Origin of the sequence: Microcoleus sp. K4-B3 (genome assembly GCF_036704615.1) — a bacterium.
GTDB lineage: Bacteria > Cyanobacteriota > Cyanobacteriia > Cyanobacteriales > Microcoleaceae > Microcoleus.
On sequence record NZ_JAUBSF010000067.1, the window covers coordinates 21,190 to 39,765 of the forward strand.

10 protein-coding genes and 2 pseudogenes are annotated in these 18,576 nt (G+C 44.0%); 5 read left to right on the plus strand and 7 right to left on the minus strand.

What is annotated here, in order from left to right; all coding sequences use genetic code 11:
- Positions 1-85: 85 nt before the first annotated feature.
- The 4 genes from QUA78_RS23275 to QUA78_RS23290 all read right to left on the minus strand — a co-directional run bounded on the left by QUA78_RS23275 (position 86) and on the right by QUA78_RS23290 (position 3,426).
- A complete protein-coding gene (locus tag QUA78_RS23275; protein WP_333301470.1) occupies positions 86-538 on the minus strand; it encodes an HNH endonuclease in 453 nt (150 codons plus the stop codon).
- Between the two features lie 2 nt (positions 539-540).
- On the minus strand, positions 541-813 hold the full coding sequence (locus tag QUA78_RS23280; protein WP_333301471.1) for a hypothetical protein: 273 nt from the start codon (positions 811-813) through the stop codon (positions 541-543).
- Positions 814-860: 47 nt separating this feature from the next.
- Positions 861-1,466: a DUF3318 domain-containing protein gene (locus QUA78_RS23285; protein WP_333301478.1), complete on the minus strand. Its 606-nt coding sequence runs from the start codon at positions 1,464-1,466 to the stop codon at positions 861-863.
- 385 nt (positions 1,467-1,851) lie between these two features.
- The gene (locus QUA78_RS23290; RefSeq protein WP_333301472.1) at positions 1,852-3,426 is read right to left on the minus strand and encodes a nucleoside transporter C-terminal domain-containing protein; all 1,575 of its coding nucleotides are present in this window, start codon (positions 3,424-3,426) and stop codon (positions 1,852-1,854) included.
- Between the two features lie 220 nt (positions 3,427-3,646).
- Here QUA78_RS23290 and QUA78_RS23295 point away from each other — a divergent pair, with 220 nt between their 5' ends.
- Positions 3,647-3,925 carry a hypothetical protein gene (locus QUA78_RS23295; protein ID WP_333301473.1) on the plus strand — a complete coding sequence of 93 codons (279 nt, stop codon included), beginning with the start codon at positions 3,647-3,649 and terminating at the stop codon, positions 3,923-3,925.
- Between the two features lie 100 nt (positions 3,926-4,025).
- On the opposite strand, the gene QUA78_RS23300 is transcribed toward QUA78_RS23295, so the two are convergent.
- A complete protein-coding gene (locus QUA78_RS23300) occupies positions 4,026-4,220 on the minus strand; it encodes a hypothetical protein (RefSeq protein ID WP_333301474.1) in 195 nt (64 codons plus the stop codon).
- A 429-nt stretch (positions 4,221-4,649) separates the two neighbouring features.
- Here QUA78_RS23300 and QUA78_RS23305 point away from each other — a divergent pair, with 429 nt between their 5' ends.
- Positions 4,650-9,521: a CHAT domain-containing protein gene (locus QUA78_RS23305; RefSeq protein WP_333399042.1), complete on the plus strand. Its 4,872-nt coding sequence runs from the start codon at positions 4,650-4,652 to the stop codon at positions 9,519-9,521.
- Between the two features lie 148 nt (positions 9,522-9,669).
- Here QUA78_RS23305 and QUA78_RS23310 read toward each other — a convergent pair.
- Positions 9,670-10,045 (minus strand): annotated as a pseudogene (locus tag QUA78_RS23310) (IS1 family transposase); the annotation flags it as partial.
- Between the two features lie 328 nt (positions 10,046-10,373).
- On the opposite strand from QUA78_RS23310, the gene QUA78_RS23315 reads away from it, so the two are divergent.
- Together QUA78_RS23315 and QUA78_RS23320 are read left to right on the plus strand one after the other, a co-directional pair.
- Complete coding sequence (locus QUA78_RS23315) at positions 10,374-15,689, plus strand: ATP-binding sensor histidine kinase (RefSeq protein WP_333301476.1); 5,316 nt, start codon at positions 10,374-10,376, stop codon at positions 15,687-15,689.
- Positions 15,690-15,732: 43 nt separating this feature from the next.
- The gene (locus tag QUA78_RS23320; RefSeq protein WP_333301477.1) at positions 15,733-17,262 is read left to right on the plus strand and encodes an ATP-binding protein; all 1,530 of its coding nucleotides are present in this window, start codon (positions 15,733-15,735) and stop codon (positions 17,260-17,262) included.
- A gap of 166 nt (positions 17,263-17,428) precedes the next feature.
- Here the strand turns inward: QUA78_RS23320 and QUA78_RS32960 are convergent, their stop codons facing one another.
- Positions 17,429-17,533, minus strand: coding sequence for a transposase (locus QUA78_RS32960; protein WP_445302343.1), 105 nt, complete (start codon positions 17,531-17,533; stop codon positions 17,429-17,431).
- A 165-nt stretch (positions 17,534-17,698) separates the two neighbouring features.
- On the opposite strand from QUA78_RS32960, the pseudogene QUA78_RS23325 reads away from it, so the two are divergent.
- Positions 17,699-18,450, plus strand: a pseudogene (locus QUA78_RS23325) (IS1 family transposase).
- The last annotated feature ends 126 nt before the right edge of the window (positions 18,451-18,576 follow it).

Consider the following 18,576-nt stretch of genomic DNA (forward strand, 5'->3'; position numbering starts at 1 on the left):
GCTTTCGGCAGGAATCAACCTTTCATTTCAGTACAAATTTTGTGGCAGAGGTAGCCGCTCAAACTTTGAGTAATTCTCAGTATACTCAACTTTCTGACTGAATTAAATCGCCTGCAGGTGGATGTCGTTTTATAGCTTTGTCAGCGGCCCGAATATTAATTACTCTCTCTCGGTTTAAGACTAATCCTGTAACTGTAGCTCGTCCAATTGGAGTCAAACCAATTATTGATAATCCATCCGCAGACCAAATAAAATGTTCGCTCCAACTATCTTGTCTGGGGTTAAACAACGGTACTTCTACGTCTGACTGAGCATCTATCGCTCTAGTTTTATCAGATTTCTTGCGGTTGCAGTGAAAGCAAGCTAGTGCCAAATTGTCAATATCGTTAGTCCCATTTTTAGTTAAGGGAATGATGTGTTCGATAGTAAACTCTACGTACTGCCATTGTTCGGAGGCATGACAATATTCGCACAGACAGTTTGCTCTCTGACGAATTTGATTTTGGATATTTTCAGGGATTTGACGGCGAGCCGACATTTCTACACAGTAGGCTGAATCTGGCCCAAGAAAAGATTGCGGACAGTCCGATTGACAAAACTGAGGTAATCGTCGATTTCTTCGTAAAGATTGAGTTCTTGTTCTTCCTCAGGATTTAGGGGCAAAGTTTGTTGTTTGTCCAACAGTTCTTGGATGCGATTTTTGACAGCGGTGGAGGCTCTAAAAATTGGTATGCCTTCCACTAATTCAATTCGGACAGCTCCTTCTATAGGTAGAGTATCGCGCAGGTTTTCCAATTTTGGCAGGATTAGCATAGTTGTGGATTTTATGGGTTTCCGTCTTGATTATATCAACGTTTTTTTCAATCTTGCCTGACACTATCGGGCACGCCCACCGCCGAAATACCCGATATTGCCTTTAAGTTTTGACACCGAATCAACTCATTAAAATCCAAACTGCGCCCTTCAATTTGCGCCACAGCCTCGATCGCCCCAAGCAAATGTCCGGCCGCTTCCGCTTCGTTGTAACCGCGCCTGAGAGCGACTCTAATCGCCGCTTCGTCAGCATCTAACTCTACTTGAGAACTGCGGTTGTCCCGCCAAATTCTAGTCATGGCGAGTCCCGTCAAACCGCCCGCGATCGCAGTGCCGATCGCATCTCCCTGCAACAATTCTACAACAGTCCCGACAATTCCCGCCAGAGCAGCACCTTGATAAATATCCGGTTTAAACCACTTAACATTGCACAGAAAACTTACATTCCGCAATATCAGTAAGTCCCGCTGGGCCTTAGATAGCAGCCGCCACAAATCAAAATTAATATAAATCGGGCGAGATTGATTCCAAGGTAAAGGAAACTCGCAGTCAATTACTGTTGATTGTTGTGGCTTATTAGTAATTTTACACGTCATGCGGCCGGAAGCGGGCATCACATCTAACAGGCGGCGAATTTCTGGTTCGGGATTCATAAATTTTCGGGAATTGGGAATTGGGAATTGGGAATTGCTTGCATCGGCATAAAAAACAACAACATCCATCAGGGGCCTGTAGGGGCGGGTTCACCAACCATAATTGTCTAAAACCTACAATCTCTAAAACCCGCCCTCACTCACCCAAGGGCAAATCGCAATCTGATGCACGGGTGGCCAGAAACCGGGTTTTTGCGAGAATACTTTGTGACAACCACAGATTTGATGAAAAACCCGGTTTCTTTGGTTTGAGCGTGTCCATAACTGAGCTTATGCAAATCAAAGTTAATCTAGATTATTGGTGGTGCGGGGACGGGTTTACAAGATTTTTGACGGGAGTTAAATATTGTCGATCAAACGCGCCCCTACAAGTTCATAGAAGATATTAAGGGTTTTTCTTGGATGCGGAAGAAGGAGATTCTTGAGCTCTCGGAGCCGCTTTTTCGGTATTAGCCGAAGGCTTCGGACTGGCAATTCCTGGGGCAAATGATGGCTTTGAATTCGCGGTTGGGGATGCCGATGATTTTGGAGATTCAGGGGCTGTTATCGGTGCAGCAGGGGCTGTTTTAGCGCCTAAAATGCTGGCGTCTCCGGTGTCGAAGGTGCCGGCGATGCAAGCGATCATCATTGTAGCTAAAGTGCCGACAAATAATGCTTTCCAACCGAGTTCGGAAATGTCTTTGCGGCGGGATGGAATTAGGGCGATTGTGCCACCGACAAATATGCCGACGGAGGCTAAGTGGGCGAAGCCGGAAAGGGCGTAACTGACAATTAAAACTGTACGATCGCTCACCAGTCCTTTTGCCGATGCTTCTGCTAAACTTTGATAGGGCGGAATCGCTGTTTCTAACAGCCGGCGACCGATGATTACTGATGCTTGCCAAGAGTCGTCAATGGAGACTCCTGTTAAGAGCGTCAGGGGATAAAATAAAAATCCCATAATGTTGGCTAAGGTGACAACTTTGAAAAAGCCACCAATTGGGCCGGGCAAAATTGCCAGCCAACCAAAGAATTGATTGATTAAAGAAACTAAGCCCAAGATTAAAATCAAAACAGCGGCAATGGCTACCGCCATTTTTACACCGTCCAATGCACCAATTATCGCTGCATCCAAAGGGCTGACTCGTTCGATGGGTTCTCCTCCAACTGTCTCTTGTTTGAGCGCTTCGCCGTCCATTTCGGAAATTTCTTCGCCCACAAACTCGCGGCCTTTAGGCTTCCGTTCTTCCTTGGGAATGCCGCCCATTGTCAGCGGCACGCCTGTTTCCGGTACTAAGATTTTGGAGAGAACAAAACAAGCTGGAATGGCGATAATTGAGGCTGAAACTAAGTGTCCTAAAATATTTGGAAAAACTGGCTTGAGAAAACTGACGTAAATTGCTAAAGTTGAAGAAGCGGCCGTCCCAAAACAGCAAGAGAGGATTGCACAAAGCTCCGAACGAGTCATTTTTGGCAAATAAGGCTTGACGACAATTGCCGCTTCAATGCCTACGAAAATATTGGCCGCGCCGCTGAGGGCTTCCGCGCCGCTCAACCGCATTGTCATATAAAAGATTTTGGCAAAAACTTCGGTGATAATTTGAATCACGCCGATGTTGTATAGCAAGGCCATGAGGCCAGAAAAAAAGATGACTGTCGGTAAAGCTCGAAAGGCAAAAATATATCCTAAATTAACTGCCGGATCTTTACCAGGTATCGGTACAACATTGCTCCCAAATACAAATCTCGCTCCAGCGTCAGCAGCGGTGAATACTCCATCGAGTAAGCCAGTAAACCACTCTAGGGCGATGCGAGTTGGGGGGAACAGGAATACTAAAAATCCTAAGACTAATTGCAGCCCAATGCCCCAGATGATGACGCGCCAAGGTATATACTTGGACTGTCGGTTTTCTGAAAAAATCCAGGCGATCGCACACAAGCCAAAAATGCCCAGAAACGAGATAAGATTGTAGATAGACATAAGCCTAGTCCTTGAAATAGTTGAGAATGCCGATCGACGGTTTGCACCACATCAGTTATACTATTCATCTGACGGCAAATGCTAAAAAAAATAACGGGCAGATAAATTACGCACTCAACAGCGTACTTATGTCATTGCTTAGGTCATTCCGAACTCTGCGGATCTTTAGCAAGCCTTGATTTGCCGTAATTACCAGCAGTTTAGATAGAAACTCTAACACATGGAAGCTTTTGCTCCACATCCTCCTGAATGGACTGCGACGGCGGTTCACGCTAATGAGTTTTGCTGTCCCAAGTGCGGCGCTAGCTGCACGGATGCGGCTGAGGTCTGGATTAATCGCCGATCGCCAGTATACACCGAGTTCAACCGTCGCAAGTGGCAAGAATTTTACCGCTGCCAGTGCGGGGACGTGTGGTGGGCTTGGAGTAACGATAGACCTCCTTCTGAACTTGTGCGTCGCGATGAGAGCTCGGATGAGGCGCCGGATGATGATTTTTAGAACGGTGACAGAATTTGCGACTTGCGATTTGCGATTTTATTTAAAATTAGGGTAAGGTTCGCTGCACCCTACATTTAGATAGGTGCTCGCCATTTCTCAACTAATTCAGCACGTCAAGCATTCCCTTGACTACGCCTTCCATGACTCTTTCAATTAATCTCAATTCATTTTCGCCGATCGACTCATTTAAGAGCATTGACTGAATTCGCTGTCTGTCATCCCGAGTCAGTTCGCCTGACGAAAATATCTGCTCTACTATTTGTTCAGTTAGAAATGAGTAAGTTGGAGTTTGCATGGTTGGTCTCTAAAAGCATCAATATTTTGTTTTTAACTTCATTAGAGGAGCCAGTTATTTTGTGGGTTTTTGCCGTCCCACTCAATCAGTGCTGCAATCATAGGACTCGGGGCGGATTTTGTCAAGACACGGGCGGCAGATAAATATAAAATCTGCATTGTATTTCCGAAATTCTGGCAACGGGTGGTTTTCGAGTGCGATCGACTGATGCCGTGTGCCTGCAAGGTCGATCGATCCCCGGCGGTGGCAGTGTTCGATCGACCTTTTTAAGTTTATGGGCACTTGGGCGGAACATTACAGCTCAAAAAAAATCAAAACGATAAGATATTAGAATTGGTAATGGATAATTGGCTTTTCTGAATTCCCTCTTCCTTCCGGCTAATGACTAATGACTAAGAACTAATGACTAATGACTAATGGCTTCCTCCAATGACCTATTTTCCTTCTGCTCTAATTTTGACATTAGGTTTTTTGCTGCTACCGCTAGCAGTGCGATCGCAACCTGTCGTTCCTGCAAATGACGGCACTAATACTGTTGTTAAGTCCGAGCAAAACCGTACAGACATTAGCGGCGGACAACTGTCGGGAAACGGGGCAAATCTGTTTCACAGCTTCAGCCAATTTAATCTCAGCGAAGGTCAAATCGCTAATTTTCTAACTAATCCAAATATTCAAAATATTTTAGGGCGGATTTCCGGCGGCGATGTTTCCGTCATTAACGGTCTGATTTCTGTCAGCGGCGGCAACTCGAATTTATTTTTAATGAATCCGGCGGGAATTGTCTTCGGTCAAAATGCTAGATTAAACGTGCCGGGGTCTTTTTTCGCGACAACTGCTACTGGTATTGGTTTCGGCGACCGCTGGTTTAATGCCACCGGAAGTAATGATTATAAAGCTTTACTGGGAAATCCCAATCAATTTAATTTTAATAACTCACAAGTCGGTGCAATTGTCAATGCGGGAAACTTGGCAGTTGGCAGCGGGCAAAGTTTAACTTTGCTCGGTGGCACCGTTATTAATACAGGACAATTATCCGCTCCCAGCGGTCAAATTACTGTGGCTGCTGTTCCGGGAAAAAATGCAGTCCGGATCGGTCAAGTCGGCAACTTATTGAGTTTAGAAATTACTCCGTCTTTGCAGTCAGAAACATCTGCGATCGCCCCACTTGCTTGGCCTCAGTTGCTGACGGGCCCCGGCGTAGCATCAGCCACAGGTTTAACGACTAACGAACAAGGTCAATTGGTACTGACTGGCGGCCAAACAGTGCCGATAAATGGGGGAAGTGCGATCGTCTCGGGTTCTGTAAATGTATTTGGTTCTTCTGGGAATGCTGGCGGCACAGTCAATATTTTAGGGGAAAAAGTTGGACTCTTCGGCGCAAATATCAATGCTTCCGGGACAAATGGCGGAGGTACTGTGCGCGTCGGAGGCGGTTTCCGGGGGATGGAACCAGTGCCGAACGCACAGGTAACTTATGTTAGTCCTGATTCTACGATCGCAGCAAACGCGATCGACCGCGGCAATGGCGGCACTGCGGTAATTTGGTCAGACAATATAACTCGCTTCTTCGGCAATATTAGTGCTCGCGGGGGCATCGCCGCAGGTAACGGCGGCAGAGTAGAAGTTTCGGGCAAAAATGCTTTAACTTTCCAAGGAGAGGTCGATACCGGCGCGACTAACGGTGCGATCGGCAATTTGTTTCTCGATCCGGCAAATATTACGATCGTCAGCGGTAACGGCGACAGCAACGCGCGATCGACTGGCGGGGAACTCCAACCGACACCAGAACCCAATGAAACATACATCTCAGAAGTGCAGTTGGAACAGATGACGGCCGGCAGCAACGTGGTTATAGATACCCCCGGCTACATCACCGTCCAAAACTTGCCCGATAACAAACTTTCCCTGCAAGCGAGAACGGGAGACACAGTAACATTTAGATCGGGCGGAGTGTTTGTTGTCAATGACTCCAAGGACTCAATCGAGACTCAAGGTGGCAACATCAACATTTTCGCCAGCAGCATCTCTCTTGGCGGAGTTAATGGCAACAGCGGCAATATCGCTATCACTGCTAACGGCATTGACTTCAGAGGCGGCAGCAATTCTGTCAGCAGTGCGGGGGGAACAATTCGCTTGCAACCCAACGATAGCCGAGCAATTCGGATCGGTGGCACCGGCGATATTTTGGGCATTTTGGACTTGACGGCAACGGATCTGGGCGCTTTGGCGGGGGGTTTCGGCTCGATCGCGATCGGGCGCGAAAACAGCAGCTCGATCGCGATCGTCGCACCCATTACCTTCAACAGCCCGCTGACACTTCAAGGCAGCTCGATCGCGATCGACAATCCCCTGATCGCAAGCGGCAGCGCTAGCTTGACTCTCGACGCGCCCCAAACCGATCTCGGCGCCAACATTGCGACATCCGGCGCAGATCTCACTTTTACAGGAAATGCCTCCCTCAATGCTGACGTGGCTTTGAGTACGGAAGCTACGGGCAACATTCTGTTCTCCGGTAGCCTAGACGGATCTCGCGCCCTGAGACTCGACGCTCAGCGAGTGCTGTTCGGCGGTACAGTCGGTCAAGCTGCACCGCTGGCGAGTTTGACTGTCAACGCCGGCAGTAGCGAGGTTTCGGGCAATATTGCGACATCTGGCGACATGACTTTCAACAGTGCCGTCACACTCAATCGCAGCGCCGCCCTAGCCGCCACTACCGGCAATATCGCTTTTGCCAATACCCTCGACAGCACCCCGGGCCGAGCAAATAATTTGACGCTGCGCGCTGGCGAGAACATTACTTTTGGCGGCAGAGTCGGTCAAACTCAGAGGTTGGGCCGGCTCTCGGCTGACGCTGCTAGCGTGACGGCTGCTTCCACAATTGCAGCGCGCAGTTTGAGCGTTAACGCCCGAGATTCCGCTACCTTCGGGGGGGACAGCACTGCCGCTTTGGGAGCCGATATCAAGGCAGGAAATGTCGTCTTAGAGGGTAATTTAAGGACGGATGGCGGCAGCGTGAACCTGCAAGCAAGTCGCAAGGTTCGGACTGGCAATATTACCTCGAACGGCGGGAGCATTCGGGTTGAAGGAAATACTGTTGCAGCAGGCGCGATCGACTCGTCGTCAGTGTCGGGAACTGGAGGCGCGATCGCTCTCCAAACCAATGCCGGCTCTTTAACTGCGGGAGCTTTGAACGCTTCGGGGGCGATCGGCGGAAATATTGCTGTCACCTCGAAAGCGGGCATTTCGGCTCTCGATATCAATTCCAGCAGCACTTCAAACGGCAACGGCGGGGGCGTTTCCCTGAGCGCGACTGGTAACATTCAGTTGGGTTTTGTCAACGCTCAAGGTGGCACTGGCGGCACTGGCGGCAGCGTTGATGTGACAACCCTCGGTTTGTTTCGCTCGAACAGTGTTTTCAACGATATATCGGGCAATATTTCCAGTATTTCTACTGCCGGAGGTGCGGCGCCGGGGGCGATCGAAATTCGCCACGGAGGCGGTATCGATCGACCGTTTGTAGTTGGCGGCGCGATCGACAATGGAACCACGGGAAGCATTAATGCTGGCGCGGGAAATGCCATTTTGCCCAGTCTTGCTTTTGGGCAAACTTACACCCAAGGAAGTTTACCAAATCAGATTTCCCTAATTACACCGGGCGCGCCCTCTGCTCCTGCACCAATTGCCGAACCAATTGCCGAACCAATTGCCGAACCAATTGCCGAACCAATTGCCGAACCAATTGCCGAACCAATTGCCGAACCGCCTCTAGTGTCCGTAAATCCTGATTCTGCGCTGTCACTTCCTGCGTCTTTGCAAGTAGAATTGCGCTCGCAAAATCGAGACAAAACTTTCCCAATTAGCCAGGATATTTTCGCTCCTTCTGGCAGATTAGATCCGGCAGGTTCGGGAGTTTTAGCATTTGAGCAAATCTTTAGTCGCGAGTACGAAAAATATCTGGAGTTGCCCGCAAGGAAGCCGATTACTAATATAGCGGTAATTTACGAAACTCTTCGCAAAAACGAACAAATTACCGGGGTAAAATCGGCTATTATTTATATGAATTGGGTAAGCAGAGCGGATGCAGCAGCCAAAGAAAATCCTTCTGTACTGGTGGCAAGTCGGGATTTATCTAATCTATTACCTGTGAGAAAAAACCTCACCTCCGAGCCACCTCGCCCCTTAGAAGATAAGTTAGCCCAGAGGTTTGCGCCGCAGGGAAAAGAAATTTCCGATGTTCCTAACGGGGAGTATTTAGAATTAGTGTTAGTCACAGCTAACGCTCAACCGATGCGCGTTTTAGTTCCGGCGACAACGCGGTGGCAGGTGTTGCAATTGGCTGACGCCCTGCAAACCCAAATAACTAATCCCAGAAAAAGAAGCAGCATTAGTTATTTGGATTCTGCTCAAAAACTTTATCGCTGGTTAATTGCGCCAATGGCCGCAGAATTGGCAGCTTTAAATATTGACAATTTAATTGTAATTCCGGCAGCAGGTTTGCGGAGTGTGCCCTTTGCTGCTCTTCATGATGGCAAACAATTTTTAGTTGAGCAATACAGTCTTAGCGTGATGCCGAGTCTGACTTTGACTGATATTCGCTACGACAATATTGCGGATGATGAAATTTTGGCAATGGGGGCGTCGGTATTTGAAGATAAAGCGCCATTACCAGCGGTACCGGTGGAGTTAGAATCGATCGCGCCGCCCGATCGGGGAAAATCATTTTTGAATCAAGATTTTACTCTAGGCAATTTGCAAGCTCAGCGGGCAAATCGGCCTTTTGGCATCATTCACTTAGCAACTCACAGCGAATTCCAGGCTGGGGAACCGAAAAATTCTTACATTCAGTTGTGGGATACTAAATTGCGCATCGATCAAATGCGGCAGTTGCGATGGAATGAACCGCCGGTGAATCTGTTAGTTTTAAGCGCGTGCAGTACCGCTTTGGGCGACGAAGAGGCGGAGTTGGGGTTTGCGGGTTTGGCGGTAGCTAGCGGTGCTAGATCCGCTTTGGCGAGTTTGTGGGAAGTCAGCGATGAGGGGACTTTGGGGCTGATGACGGAGTTTTACCGGCAGTTGCGGATGCCGAGAGGTGAGGGCAATTTGATGATTAAAGCCGAGGCTTTGCGGCGCGCGCAATTGGAGATGCTGCAGGGGCGCGTGCGGATTCAAGACGGGATGCTGCGAGTCGAAGGGCTTTCTATTAGTCTAACTTTGCCTCCGGAAATTGCGGCGCGGGGCGATCGAGTGCTTTCGCATCCTTATTATTGGGCCGCCTTTACAATGATTGGCAATCCTTGGTAATGGGGAGGTTGAAGGAAGAAGGAAAAAGGGGCGTTGCTGAATCAAGGTATGAATAATGCAGGAATGGGAACATCCTGAAATTTTAGGTAATGTATTTAGGACTTATATCGTTTCCGATGCAACCGGAAATGCTATCAAATGTCTCGAAACTACGATCGCCTAATACCCATCCTAAAACTCCTGACCAAAAGTGGTCAACGGCTGTCCACAGCCAGATTTTGTGTGTGTTTTTTCACATAAGTCTGTAATTCATCGAGCTCACCGACTTCTGGAATGACTTCGGGGTCATCAGCATCTGGTAATAGTTTTCCCACAAGTCTTACCCAAGTTATTAGGGTGGTGTGATGAACTCCCTTGATTCGTTAATTGCCCGAAAACCTATACCATTGACATACATTTTTAGGCATTCGGGTTTCACAGTCTCGCTGTAACAAGGCGTGGGACTCATCATCAGCGATAAATTGACAACCAGATTTGACACAAATGTGCTTCTGTTTTCCTTTTTTCTTACCGTTTTTACGGATATGGGTTGATTTGCACTCGCTTTCATTGCATGGTGATTCCCCCTATTTATATTCTAATTATGCAACGCCCGAATCTCCTATGAATGCCAACGGCGATCGCCCTTCACTCTGTTCTGCCTGCTTTTGGAGGAAACTGTGGAGCGATCGCACTGCTGACCTGAATCTTTATCCGTACTTTATTAAGAAATGTAAAAAAAAAATAACTTTTCTTTGAAACCTTAAGTTTTTCTTAATTTTTAGAGTATTATTATGTATTAGAGGATACATCTACTTAATAAATTGACACTTCCTAAAAAATGAGTATTAATACTTAAAAGAGGCTGCAATAATGATTAACTTAGCTGGCTACGAGATTATTAACCAAATTCATGAAAGTAATAATTCTTTAGTTTGCCGGGGACTGAGGAAGCAAGACAACCAACCGATAATTCTCAAATTTCTCAAGCAAGATTATCCGATGCCAGCTTCATTAGTCAGATACAAGCAGGAATACGAAATTACACGCAATCTCACCATAGAAAGTGTGCCTAAAACCTACAGCTTAGAAAGATACCAGAACAGTTTGGTTATTATTTTCGAGGATTGTGAAGGAGAATCATTAAAGCTTTTGTTAGCTTCTCACAAACTGACCTTAAAAGAGTTTTTGTCAACAGCCATTAAAATAACCAAGGCTTTAGACCAAATTCATCAACATCACATTATTCATAAAGATATTAACCCCAGCAATATTATTATTAACTCAACCACAGGGCGAGTTCAAATTATAGATTTTGGCATCTCTACTGTTTTAAAGCGGGAAAACCCTACCCTTAAAAATCCTAATGTTTTAGAAGGCACTCTTACCTATATATCGCCGGAACAAACAGGCAGAATGAACCGAGCGATCGACTACCGCACTGATTTTTACTCATTAGGAGTCACTTTTTACGAACTGCTAACGGGACAATTGCCATGGGATTACAGCGATGCAATGGAATTAGTCCACTGTCACATTGCTAAACAAGCAGTACCGCCCCATGAAATCAATCCAGAAATAGAAATTCCTAAAGCCGTTTCTGATATTGTAATGAAGCTGTTAGAAAAAACGGCTGAAAAAAGATACCAAAGTGCTTGGGGAATCATCGCAGATTTAGAAGAATGCCTGGAACAACTACAGGCTACAGGAACGATTGTAGATTTTGCAATCGCCCAAAAAGATCTTACAGATAAGTTTCAAATACCTCAAAAACTTTATGGTAGAGAACGAGAAGTTGAAACCTTATTAGCTGCCTTTGAGCGAGTCAGCAATGGCTTAACAGAAATCATGTTAGTATCGGGTTACTCTGGCATTGGTAAATCCGCTTTAGTACAAGAAGTTTATAAACCAATTACTAAAGCGAGAGGTTATTTTATTGTTGGTAAATTCGACCAATTTCAACGCAATATTCCTTATGCGGCTGTTGTCAAAGCCTTTCAGTCCTTAGTCAAGCAACTATTAACAGAAAGCGAAACGCAACTCAATACCTGGAAAGAAAAACTTTTAGCTGCTGTTGGCGCTAATGGTCAAATTATTGTAGACGTTATTCCTGAAGTAGAATTAATCATTGGTAAACAGCCACCCGTACAAGAATTAGGCGCTACAGAAGCGCAAAACCGCTTTAATTTAGTATTTCAAAAATTTATCCGCGTGTTTTGTTCAGTTGACCATCCTTTAGTGATATTTCTCGACGATTTACAATGGGCTGATTCCGCTACATTGAAATTGCTACAAGTAATGATGGCAGATGAGGAAACGAAATATCTATTTCTAATTTGTGCTTATCGAGACAACGAAGTTAACCCATCTCATCCTTTAATAATAACTTTGGATGAGCTGCAAAAGCAAGGTGCAAGAATCGAGCGAATTACTTTAGCTCCCTTACACCTTCAGCAGATTAGTAACTTGATTGCTGATACTGTACATAAGGACAGAAAATCAGCGACTTCCCTAGCGGAGTTAGTCGTTAATAAAACTCAAGGTAATCCTTTTTTTGTCAATCAATTTCTCAAAACTCTCTATCAAGAAAACCTGCTCAACTTCAATTTCCAGCAAAGAAACTGGGAGTGGAATATTTCCGAAATTGAAGCAGTAGGTATTACCGATAATGTCATTGAATTGATGCTGGGAAAATTGAGAAAACTGCCAGAATCAACTCAGAAAGTTTTGCGTTTAGCAGCTTGCGTTGGCAATAGTTTTGACTTAAACACTCTCTCAATTATTAATGAAAAATCTCCGGGAGAAACCTTTCAAGAATTATTGCCAGCTATCCAAGATGGATTAATTCTAACTACTTCTGAATTAGGGGCTACAGAAGAAGAAATAATTAATTCAGAGCTGGTAATTACTACTTATAAATTTTTGCACGACCGCGTGCAGCAGTCAGGTTATGCTTTGATTGACTCAAAGCTGCAAACAGCAATTCACCTCAAAATTGGTCGGCTGTTACTAGCCAATATTTCTCCTGAGCGACGAGCCGAAAGAATTTTTCAAATTGCCGACCATTTGAATTCAGGTCGAAATTTAATCGCTGATGAGAGCGAGAAACTTGAACTAGCTATTTTAAATTTAACAGCCGCTCGCAAAGCCAAAGATGCAACGGCTTATGCTGCTGCAAGAGACTACTTAAAAATCGGTCTGGAAATTTTACCAGGCGATATTTGGCAAGAATCCTACAAACTAGCTTTTACCTTTCATAAAGAACTAGCAGATGCCGAATATTTAAACGGGAATTTTGAAGAGTCAGAAGCATTAATAGAAGTCGCGTTTTGCCGGGCAAAATCAGAGCTAGAACAAGCAGAAATTTACAACATTTTGATCGTGCAGTACACTCTGCTGACTAAATATGAAGAAGCAGTAAAATCGGGATTAAAGGCTCTTCACTTGCTGGGAATAGACTTAGCTGAAGATAATTTAATAGAAGCGGTCAATGCCGAACTAGCGGAAGCTAAAGCCAACTTGGCAAACCAAGAAATTGCTTCATTAATAAATGCAGAAAAGATGAAAGATCCAGCTAAAAAAATTGCCTTAAAATTATTGGGCAACATGGGGCCGCTAACGTTCTTTTCATCTCAAGAGCTGTGGAAGTTGACTGTTATCAAAGCGATTAACCTTTCTCTCAAGTACGGTTTTGTGGCGGGTGGGTCTTACTGCTATTCGTGTTATGGAATTATCCTGAATTCAATTTTAGGGGATTACCAATCAGCTTATGAGTTTGGCAGACTCGCCCTGACTCTCAGCGAAAATTCAAATAACTTGTCTCAAAACTGCCAAGATAGTGTCATCTTTGCTAATTACTTAAACTGCTGGGTTAGACCCATCAAAACAACTGCCGAAATTAATAACGAAGGTTATAAAGTTGGCTTGCAATCTGGCAATTTGCAATGGACGGGTTATAACCGGATGTTTCAAACCATTACCTATTTCTTCCAGGGCATGAATTTGAATAACCTCTTGGAAGATATTGGCAAGTCGCTCCATTTCTGCCATCACACTAAAAATTTGTGGGCAATTGATATAATTATTGCTAATAAAATAGCAATTTTAAATTTGATGGGAGAAGAGGATGAAGTTAGCGAAAAACAGCATTTAGAAAATTTTAACGACCGTAAAAGCATGGCAGCACTGTGCGAGTTTTATGTTTTAAAAGCGCAGAGTTTCTATCTTTACGAACAGTATAGTGAGGCGCTGTCAGCCTCCGATCGCGCTTCAGAAATTATCGATTATTTGATGGGTCACATTTCCAGCTCTCACCATAATTTTTACCGTTCTCTGATCTTAACTGCTCTGTATCCAGCCGTTTCTGAATCGGAGCAAAAAGATTACTGGCAGGAATTAGAAGCTAATCAGAAACAAATCAAAATTTGGGCGGACAACTGCTCGGAAAATTTTGCACATAAATTCTGGCTAGTGGCGGCAGAAATGGCGAGAATTTCAGGTCGAGATTTAGAGGCGATGGACTTGTACGATCGCGCGATCGCGGACGCCCGAGAGCATGATTTTATTCAGAATGAAGCGCTAGCGGCGGAACTCGCTGCCAAATTTTGGTTAGCGAAAGGCAAAGAAGAATTTGCCCAAATCTACCTGACAAAAGCCCACTATGGCTACCAAGTTTGGGGTGCTAAACGTAAAGTTGAGAATTTCGAGAAAAAATATCCTCAATTACTAGCGAGAACATCAGCAAAGACAGCCACTAAAACAAAACTTAGCCAAACAACAACTGCGACTACTAGCAACAACTTGGGAGATACGCTAGATTTAGCGACGGTGATGAAAGCTTCCCAAGCGATTTCGGGTGAAATAGTTTTGAGTAAGCTGCTGGAAAGATTGATGAAAATTGCGATCGAAAATGCGGGGGCCCAAAAAGGTTTTTTGATTTTAGAAAAAGCGGGAAACTGGGCGCTAGAGGCGGAAGGTTCAGTGAAGGAGGATGAGGTAAGCGTGCTGCGATCGCTTCCCCTCAATCCAAAAGCTGCTTCTGGGGAAATTCCCAAACTGGCAAGTGCGATCGCCAACTATGTGATTCGCACCCAGGAAAATGTGGTGTTAAATAACGCCACCCAAGAGGGACAATTTACCCGCGATCCTTATATTGCAGCCACTCAACCCAAATCGATTCTCTGCACTCCTCTGCTGCACCAAGGCAAGTTAACAGGCATTCTTTACCTGGAAAATAACCTGACTGAAGGGGCTTTTACTACAGATAGGCTAGAGCTATTAAAAGTGTTATCTGCCCAAATTGCCATTTCCATTGAAAATGCCCAACTGTACAATAACTTGCAGGAGTTCAATCAAAACTTAGAGCAATTAGTGAGCGATCGCACCCACGAATTATCTAACGCCTTAGATAATTTAAAAGCTACTCAAAGTAAGTTAGTGGAAGCCGAAAAAATGGCATCGCTGGGAGGATTAGTGGCAGGCGTAGCCCACGAAATTAATACTCCCATCGGCGTTGGCGTCACCGTTGCGTCAGCTTTGGCAGAACATAGCACAGATTTTGCTTCTACTTATAAGAGTGGCAAAATGAAACGCTCCGAGCTAGAAGAATTTTTGGATATAGCCACCCAGAGCAGTAACACCCTTCTAATTAATCTAAATCAGGCTGCGGCATTGATTCAGAGCTTTAAAGAAGTGGCAGTCGATCGCTCTAGCGAAGAACGACGAACTTTCGGGGTAAGAAATTATCTGGAGGAAATTTTAATCCAATTAAAACCCAAATTGAGAAATAGCAAACATTCGATCGAAATTAAGGGAGATACCAAAATTGCCCTAGATTCTTATCCAGGTGCATTATCTCAAGTTGTCACAAATTTGCTGATGAACTCTCTGATTCATGCTTACGAACCTGGCGAATCTGGTCAGCTCGTTTTTGATTGGCAGCAAGATGGCAATCGACTTCGCTTTGAATATTCCGATGATGGTAAAGGCATTCCTCCAGAAAATTTAAGTAAAATTTTTGAGCCCTTCTTTACTACTAAACGCGGTCAGGGTGGTAGCGGTTTGGGATTGCATATTGTCTACAATTTAGTTACCCAAAAACTTCTAGGTGAAGTAGAATGTAAAAGTGAGGTGGGAGTGGGAACTAAATTTATTATTAAGTTACCCCTGCAAATCGATGCAAAACCGTAGTTTCCCAAATCAAAACATCAGTAATAAAGATAGGTGAGCAACAATGGACAATATTTACGGTTTTTCAACTAAAGAATCATCTCAAAAAATGCTATTGGATGAAGAATTTAACTCAGATGAGGAGTTACTTTTTGCTGATGAAGTATCTGAATATCGTCCGACTGAAAGCTGGAAAGTTTTGATTGTAGATGATGAGGCTCAAGTTCACACAGCTACCGATATTGCCTTAAGAAAATTTGTTTTCCAAAACACATCTTTAAAGTTTATTAGTGCTTATTCTGCGAATGAAGCTACACAGCTAATTCAAGAACATCCTGATGTTGCCATCATCTTGCTTGATGTGATTATGGAAACAGATGATGCTGGCTTAAAGTTTGTTAAATATGTCCGGGAAGTGCTAGGCAATCAGTTAGTGCGAATTATTTTACGCACGGGTCAACCCGGACAAGTGCCAGAAAAAAGCATTATTATCAATTACGATATTAATGACTATAAAACTAAAACTGAATTAACGACATCAAAGCTATACACTACGATGCTTACAGCTTTGAGAAGTTTTTGTCTAGGTCAGAAATTGCAGTCTGAAATAGAGCGGCGCGAACAAGTAGAGAAAGCACTCCGTATCAGTGAAGAACAAGAACACCAAAAAGCTGTTGCCTTAGAGCATTTTGTCAAAGAGCTGCAAGAAACACAACTCCAGCTAGTTCAAAGTGAAAAAATGTCTAGTCTCGGTCAATTAGTTGCAGGTGTCGCTCATGAAATCAACAATCCGGTTAACTTTATTTACGGCAACCTTTCGCACGCCAACGACTATATTAAAGAACTCATTAATATGTTGAATCTTTACCAACGGTATTACCCGCAACCAGAAGCAGAAATTATTCATGAAATAGAAGATGGAGAGTTGCCATTTATCATAGATGATTTACCAAAATTGCTTTCTTCCATGCAGTTAGGCATCGAACGCATTCGCATTATTGTGCAGTCTCTGCGAAATTTTTCTCGCTTAGATGAAACTGAAATCAAATCAGTAGATATTCACGAAGGTATTAATAGCACCTTGATGATATTGCAGCATCGTCTCAAGGCTAAGTCAGATCGCTCTGCTATTAATGTGATTAAAGACTATGGTGCATTGCCGCTTGTGACCTGTTATGCAGGTCAGCTTAATCAGGTGTTTATGAACCTTTTAGCGAATGCTATAGATGCTTTGGAAGAGCGGGGAAGTAGAGAAGAGGGTGCAGTTTTTCATCCCCAAATTTTGATTCGTACTGAAGTCGTACCGAACAATTCGCATGACAACAGTAGCTCTGGTTCACTCCTTCGGATAACAATTGCTGATAATGGTATTGGCATGAGTGAGAAAGTTCGTTCAAAACTTTTTACTCCCTATTTTACTACGAAGCCAATCGGAAAAGGTACAGGCATGGGATTGTCAATCAGCCGAAAAATTCTGCTAGAAAAACACTGCGCTCAATTACAGTGTTTTTCAACGCCAGAGCAGGGAACGCAGTTTGTTATTGAGATGCCGACTATCTGTACAGCAACCAATTTCGCGGTATCTATGGCTTAGAAAACTCATCTGGCTGAATTGATTATATAGCGGTTTTCAGTTGCATGAGAACCGGGTAATTGCTAATTGCTAATTAATCTGAATTCTGACAGACTTTTTTCGCGCAGCACGCCCACCCCTTCAGGGGTTGGGATAGGCGCTGCGGCTTTAGCCACATTCTTATAACTTAATTGTGTTGGTTGTCAATATATTTTTTAACAATCTCTTCCGAGGCGTTACCAACTGTGCCGTAAAAATACAGCCTATTCCACGTATAAATAGTACACTGCATTCAGTAGATCAGCGGAAAAAATGAAACTTTAGGCGATCAAATTTCGTAAAAAAATAGTTAAAGCCTATGGATCCGGTGATACATCAATTAGGGCGTTGCTGAATTAGCGTATGATAAAGTTATAGTGCGATCGCCACAAAATAACACTCATTAAACGTAGAGCTTATGCAATGTCCTGAATATCAGTCAACTCATGTTAATAAAAATGGTCAGAAAAAGGTAAACAGAATTATATGTGTGTCGGTTGTGGCAGACAATTTATAGATTGCTCTCAACCTCATAAAGGTTACTCGCTCAGAGGTTAAACGTGAATGTCTCAAATGTAGGCTACTGGTATGGGTTTTTGAGCAATTGAGAGAGTCAAAAATGTGCATCATACGACAATAATTAATTGGCTCAAACAAGTAGAAAAACTCTTACCAGATTTTGCTCGCACAGAGACAAATCCACAAGTGGGTGAATGGAATGAATGAGAAACATTTGTCGGCTAAAAAAAAAGTTTTCTCTGGTTAGGAACAGTAGTAGACCACTTTAAACCAGGTATTTTAGGAGGGGTATTAGGCGCTCATAGTGGCTAAACTTTGAACCAATTTGTACTCTTATTAATAAATAGAAATGCTATTTTCATGTGACCGATGCCTGGAAAGTTTACCCTAATTTTATTGCCGATAAATATCAAATTATTAGCAAAATCTATAGGACAACTGTTGAGGGCGAAAATACAAGATTAAGATATTATTTACCTTGTTTTAAACGAAAAACTCTTTGTTATTCTAAATCAGGCAGCAAGTTGCTCAGACATTCCCTTCGATTATTAATTAACTCTAAAATTTGCCGATTTTATAATTCCATATCAAAATCAAAGAAATTATTTGGGTTCTATGCGATCGCCTGCCTTGCTTATACCAATTTCATAAAATAGTGCTACAGTTAGTAGAAATGCATTTTGCAATTTAGTAGCCAAAAAGAGGTCAAAACCATGTCAGGAGTTGTCAAGATTGTGATTCGAGAAACCGCAGCAGAACTGAAAACTTTGCTGTGCC

Coding starts and splice junctions, on each gene's coding strand:
- QUA78_RS23275 (WP_333301470.1), bottom strand. CDS start 538: ATGTCGGCTCGCCGTCAAATCCCTGAAAATATCCAAAATCAAATTCGT.
- QUA78_RS23280 (WP_333301471.1), bottom strand. CDS start 813: ATGCTAATCCTGCCAAAATTGGAAAACCTGCGCGATACTCTACCTATA.
- QUA78_RS23285 (WP_333301478.1), bottom strand. CDS start 1,466: ATGAATCCCGAACCAGAAATTCGCCGCCTGTTAGATGTGATGCCCGCT.
- QUA78_RS23290 (WP_333301472.1), bottom strand. CDS start 3,426: ATGTCTATCTACAATCTTATCTCGTTTCTGGGCATTTTTGGCTTGTGT.
- QUA78_RS23295 (WP_333301473.1), top strand. CDS start 3,647: ATGGAAGCTTTTGCTCCACATCCTCCTGAATGGACTGCGACGGCGGTT.
- QUA78_RS23300 (WP_333301474.1), bottom strand. CDS start 4,220: ATGCAAACTCCAACTTACTCATTTCTAACTGAACAAATAGTAGAGCAG.
- QUA78_RS23305 (WP_333399042.1), top strand. CDS start 4,650: ATGACCTATTTTCCTTCTGCTCTAATTTTGACATTAGGTTTTTTGCTG.
- QUA78_RS23315 (WP_333301476.1), top strand. CDS start 10,374: ATGATTAACTTAGCTGGCTACGAGATTATTAACCAAATTCATGAAAGT.
- QUA78_RS23320 (WP_333301477.1), top strand. CDS start 15,733: ATGGACAATATTTACGGTTTTTCAACTAAAGAATCATCTCAAAAAATG.
- QUA78_RS32960 (WP_445302343.1), bottom strand. CDS start 17,533: ATGCAGTGTACTATTTATACGTGGAATAGGCTGTATTTTTACGGCACA.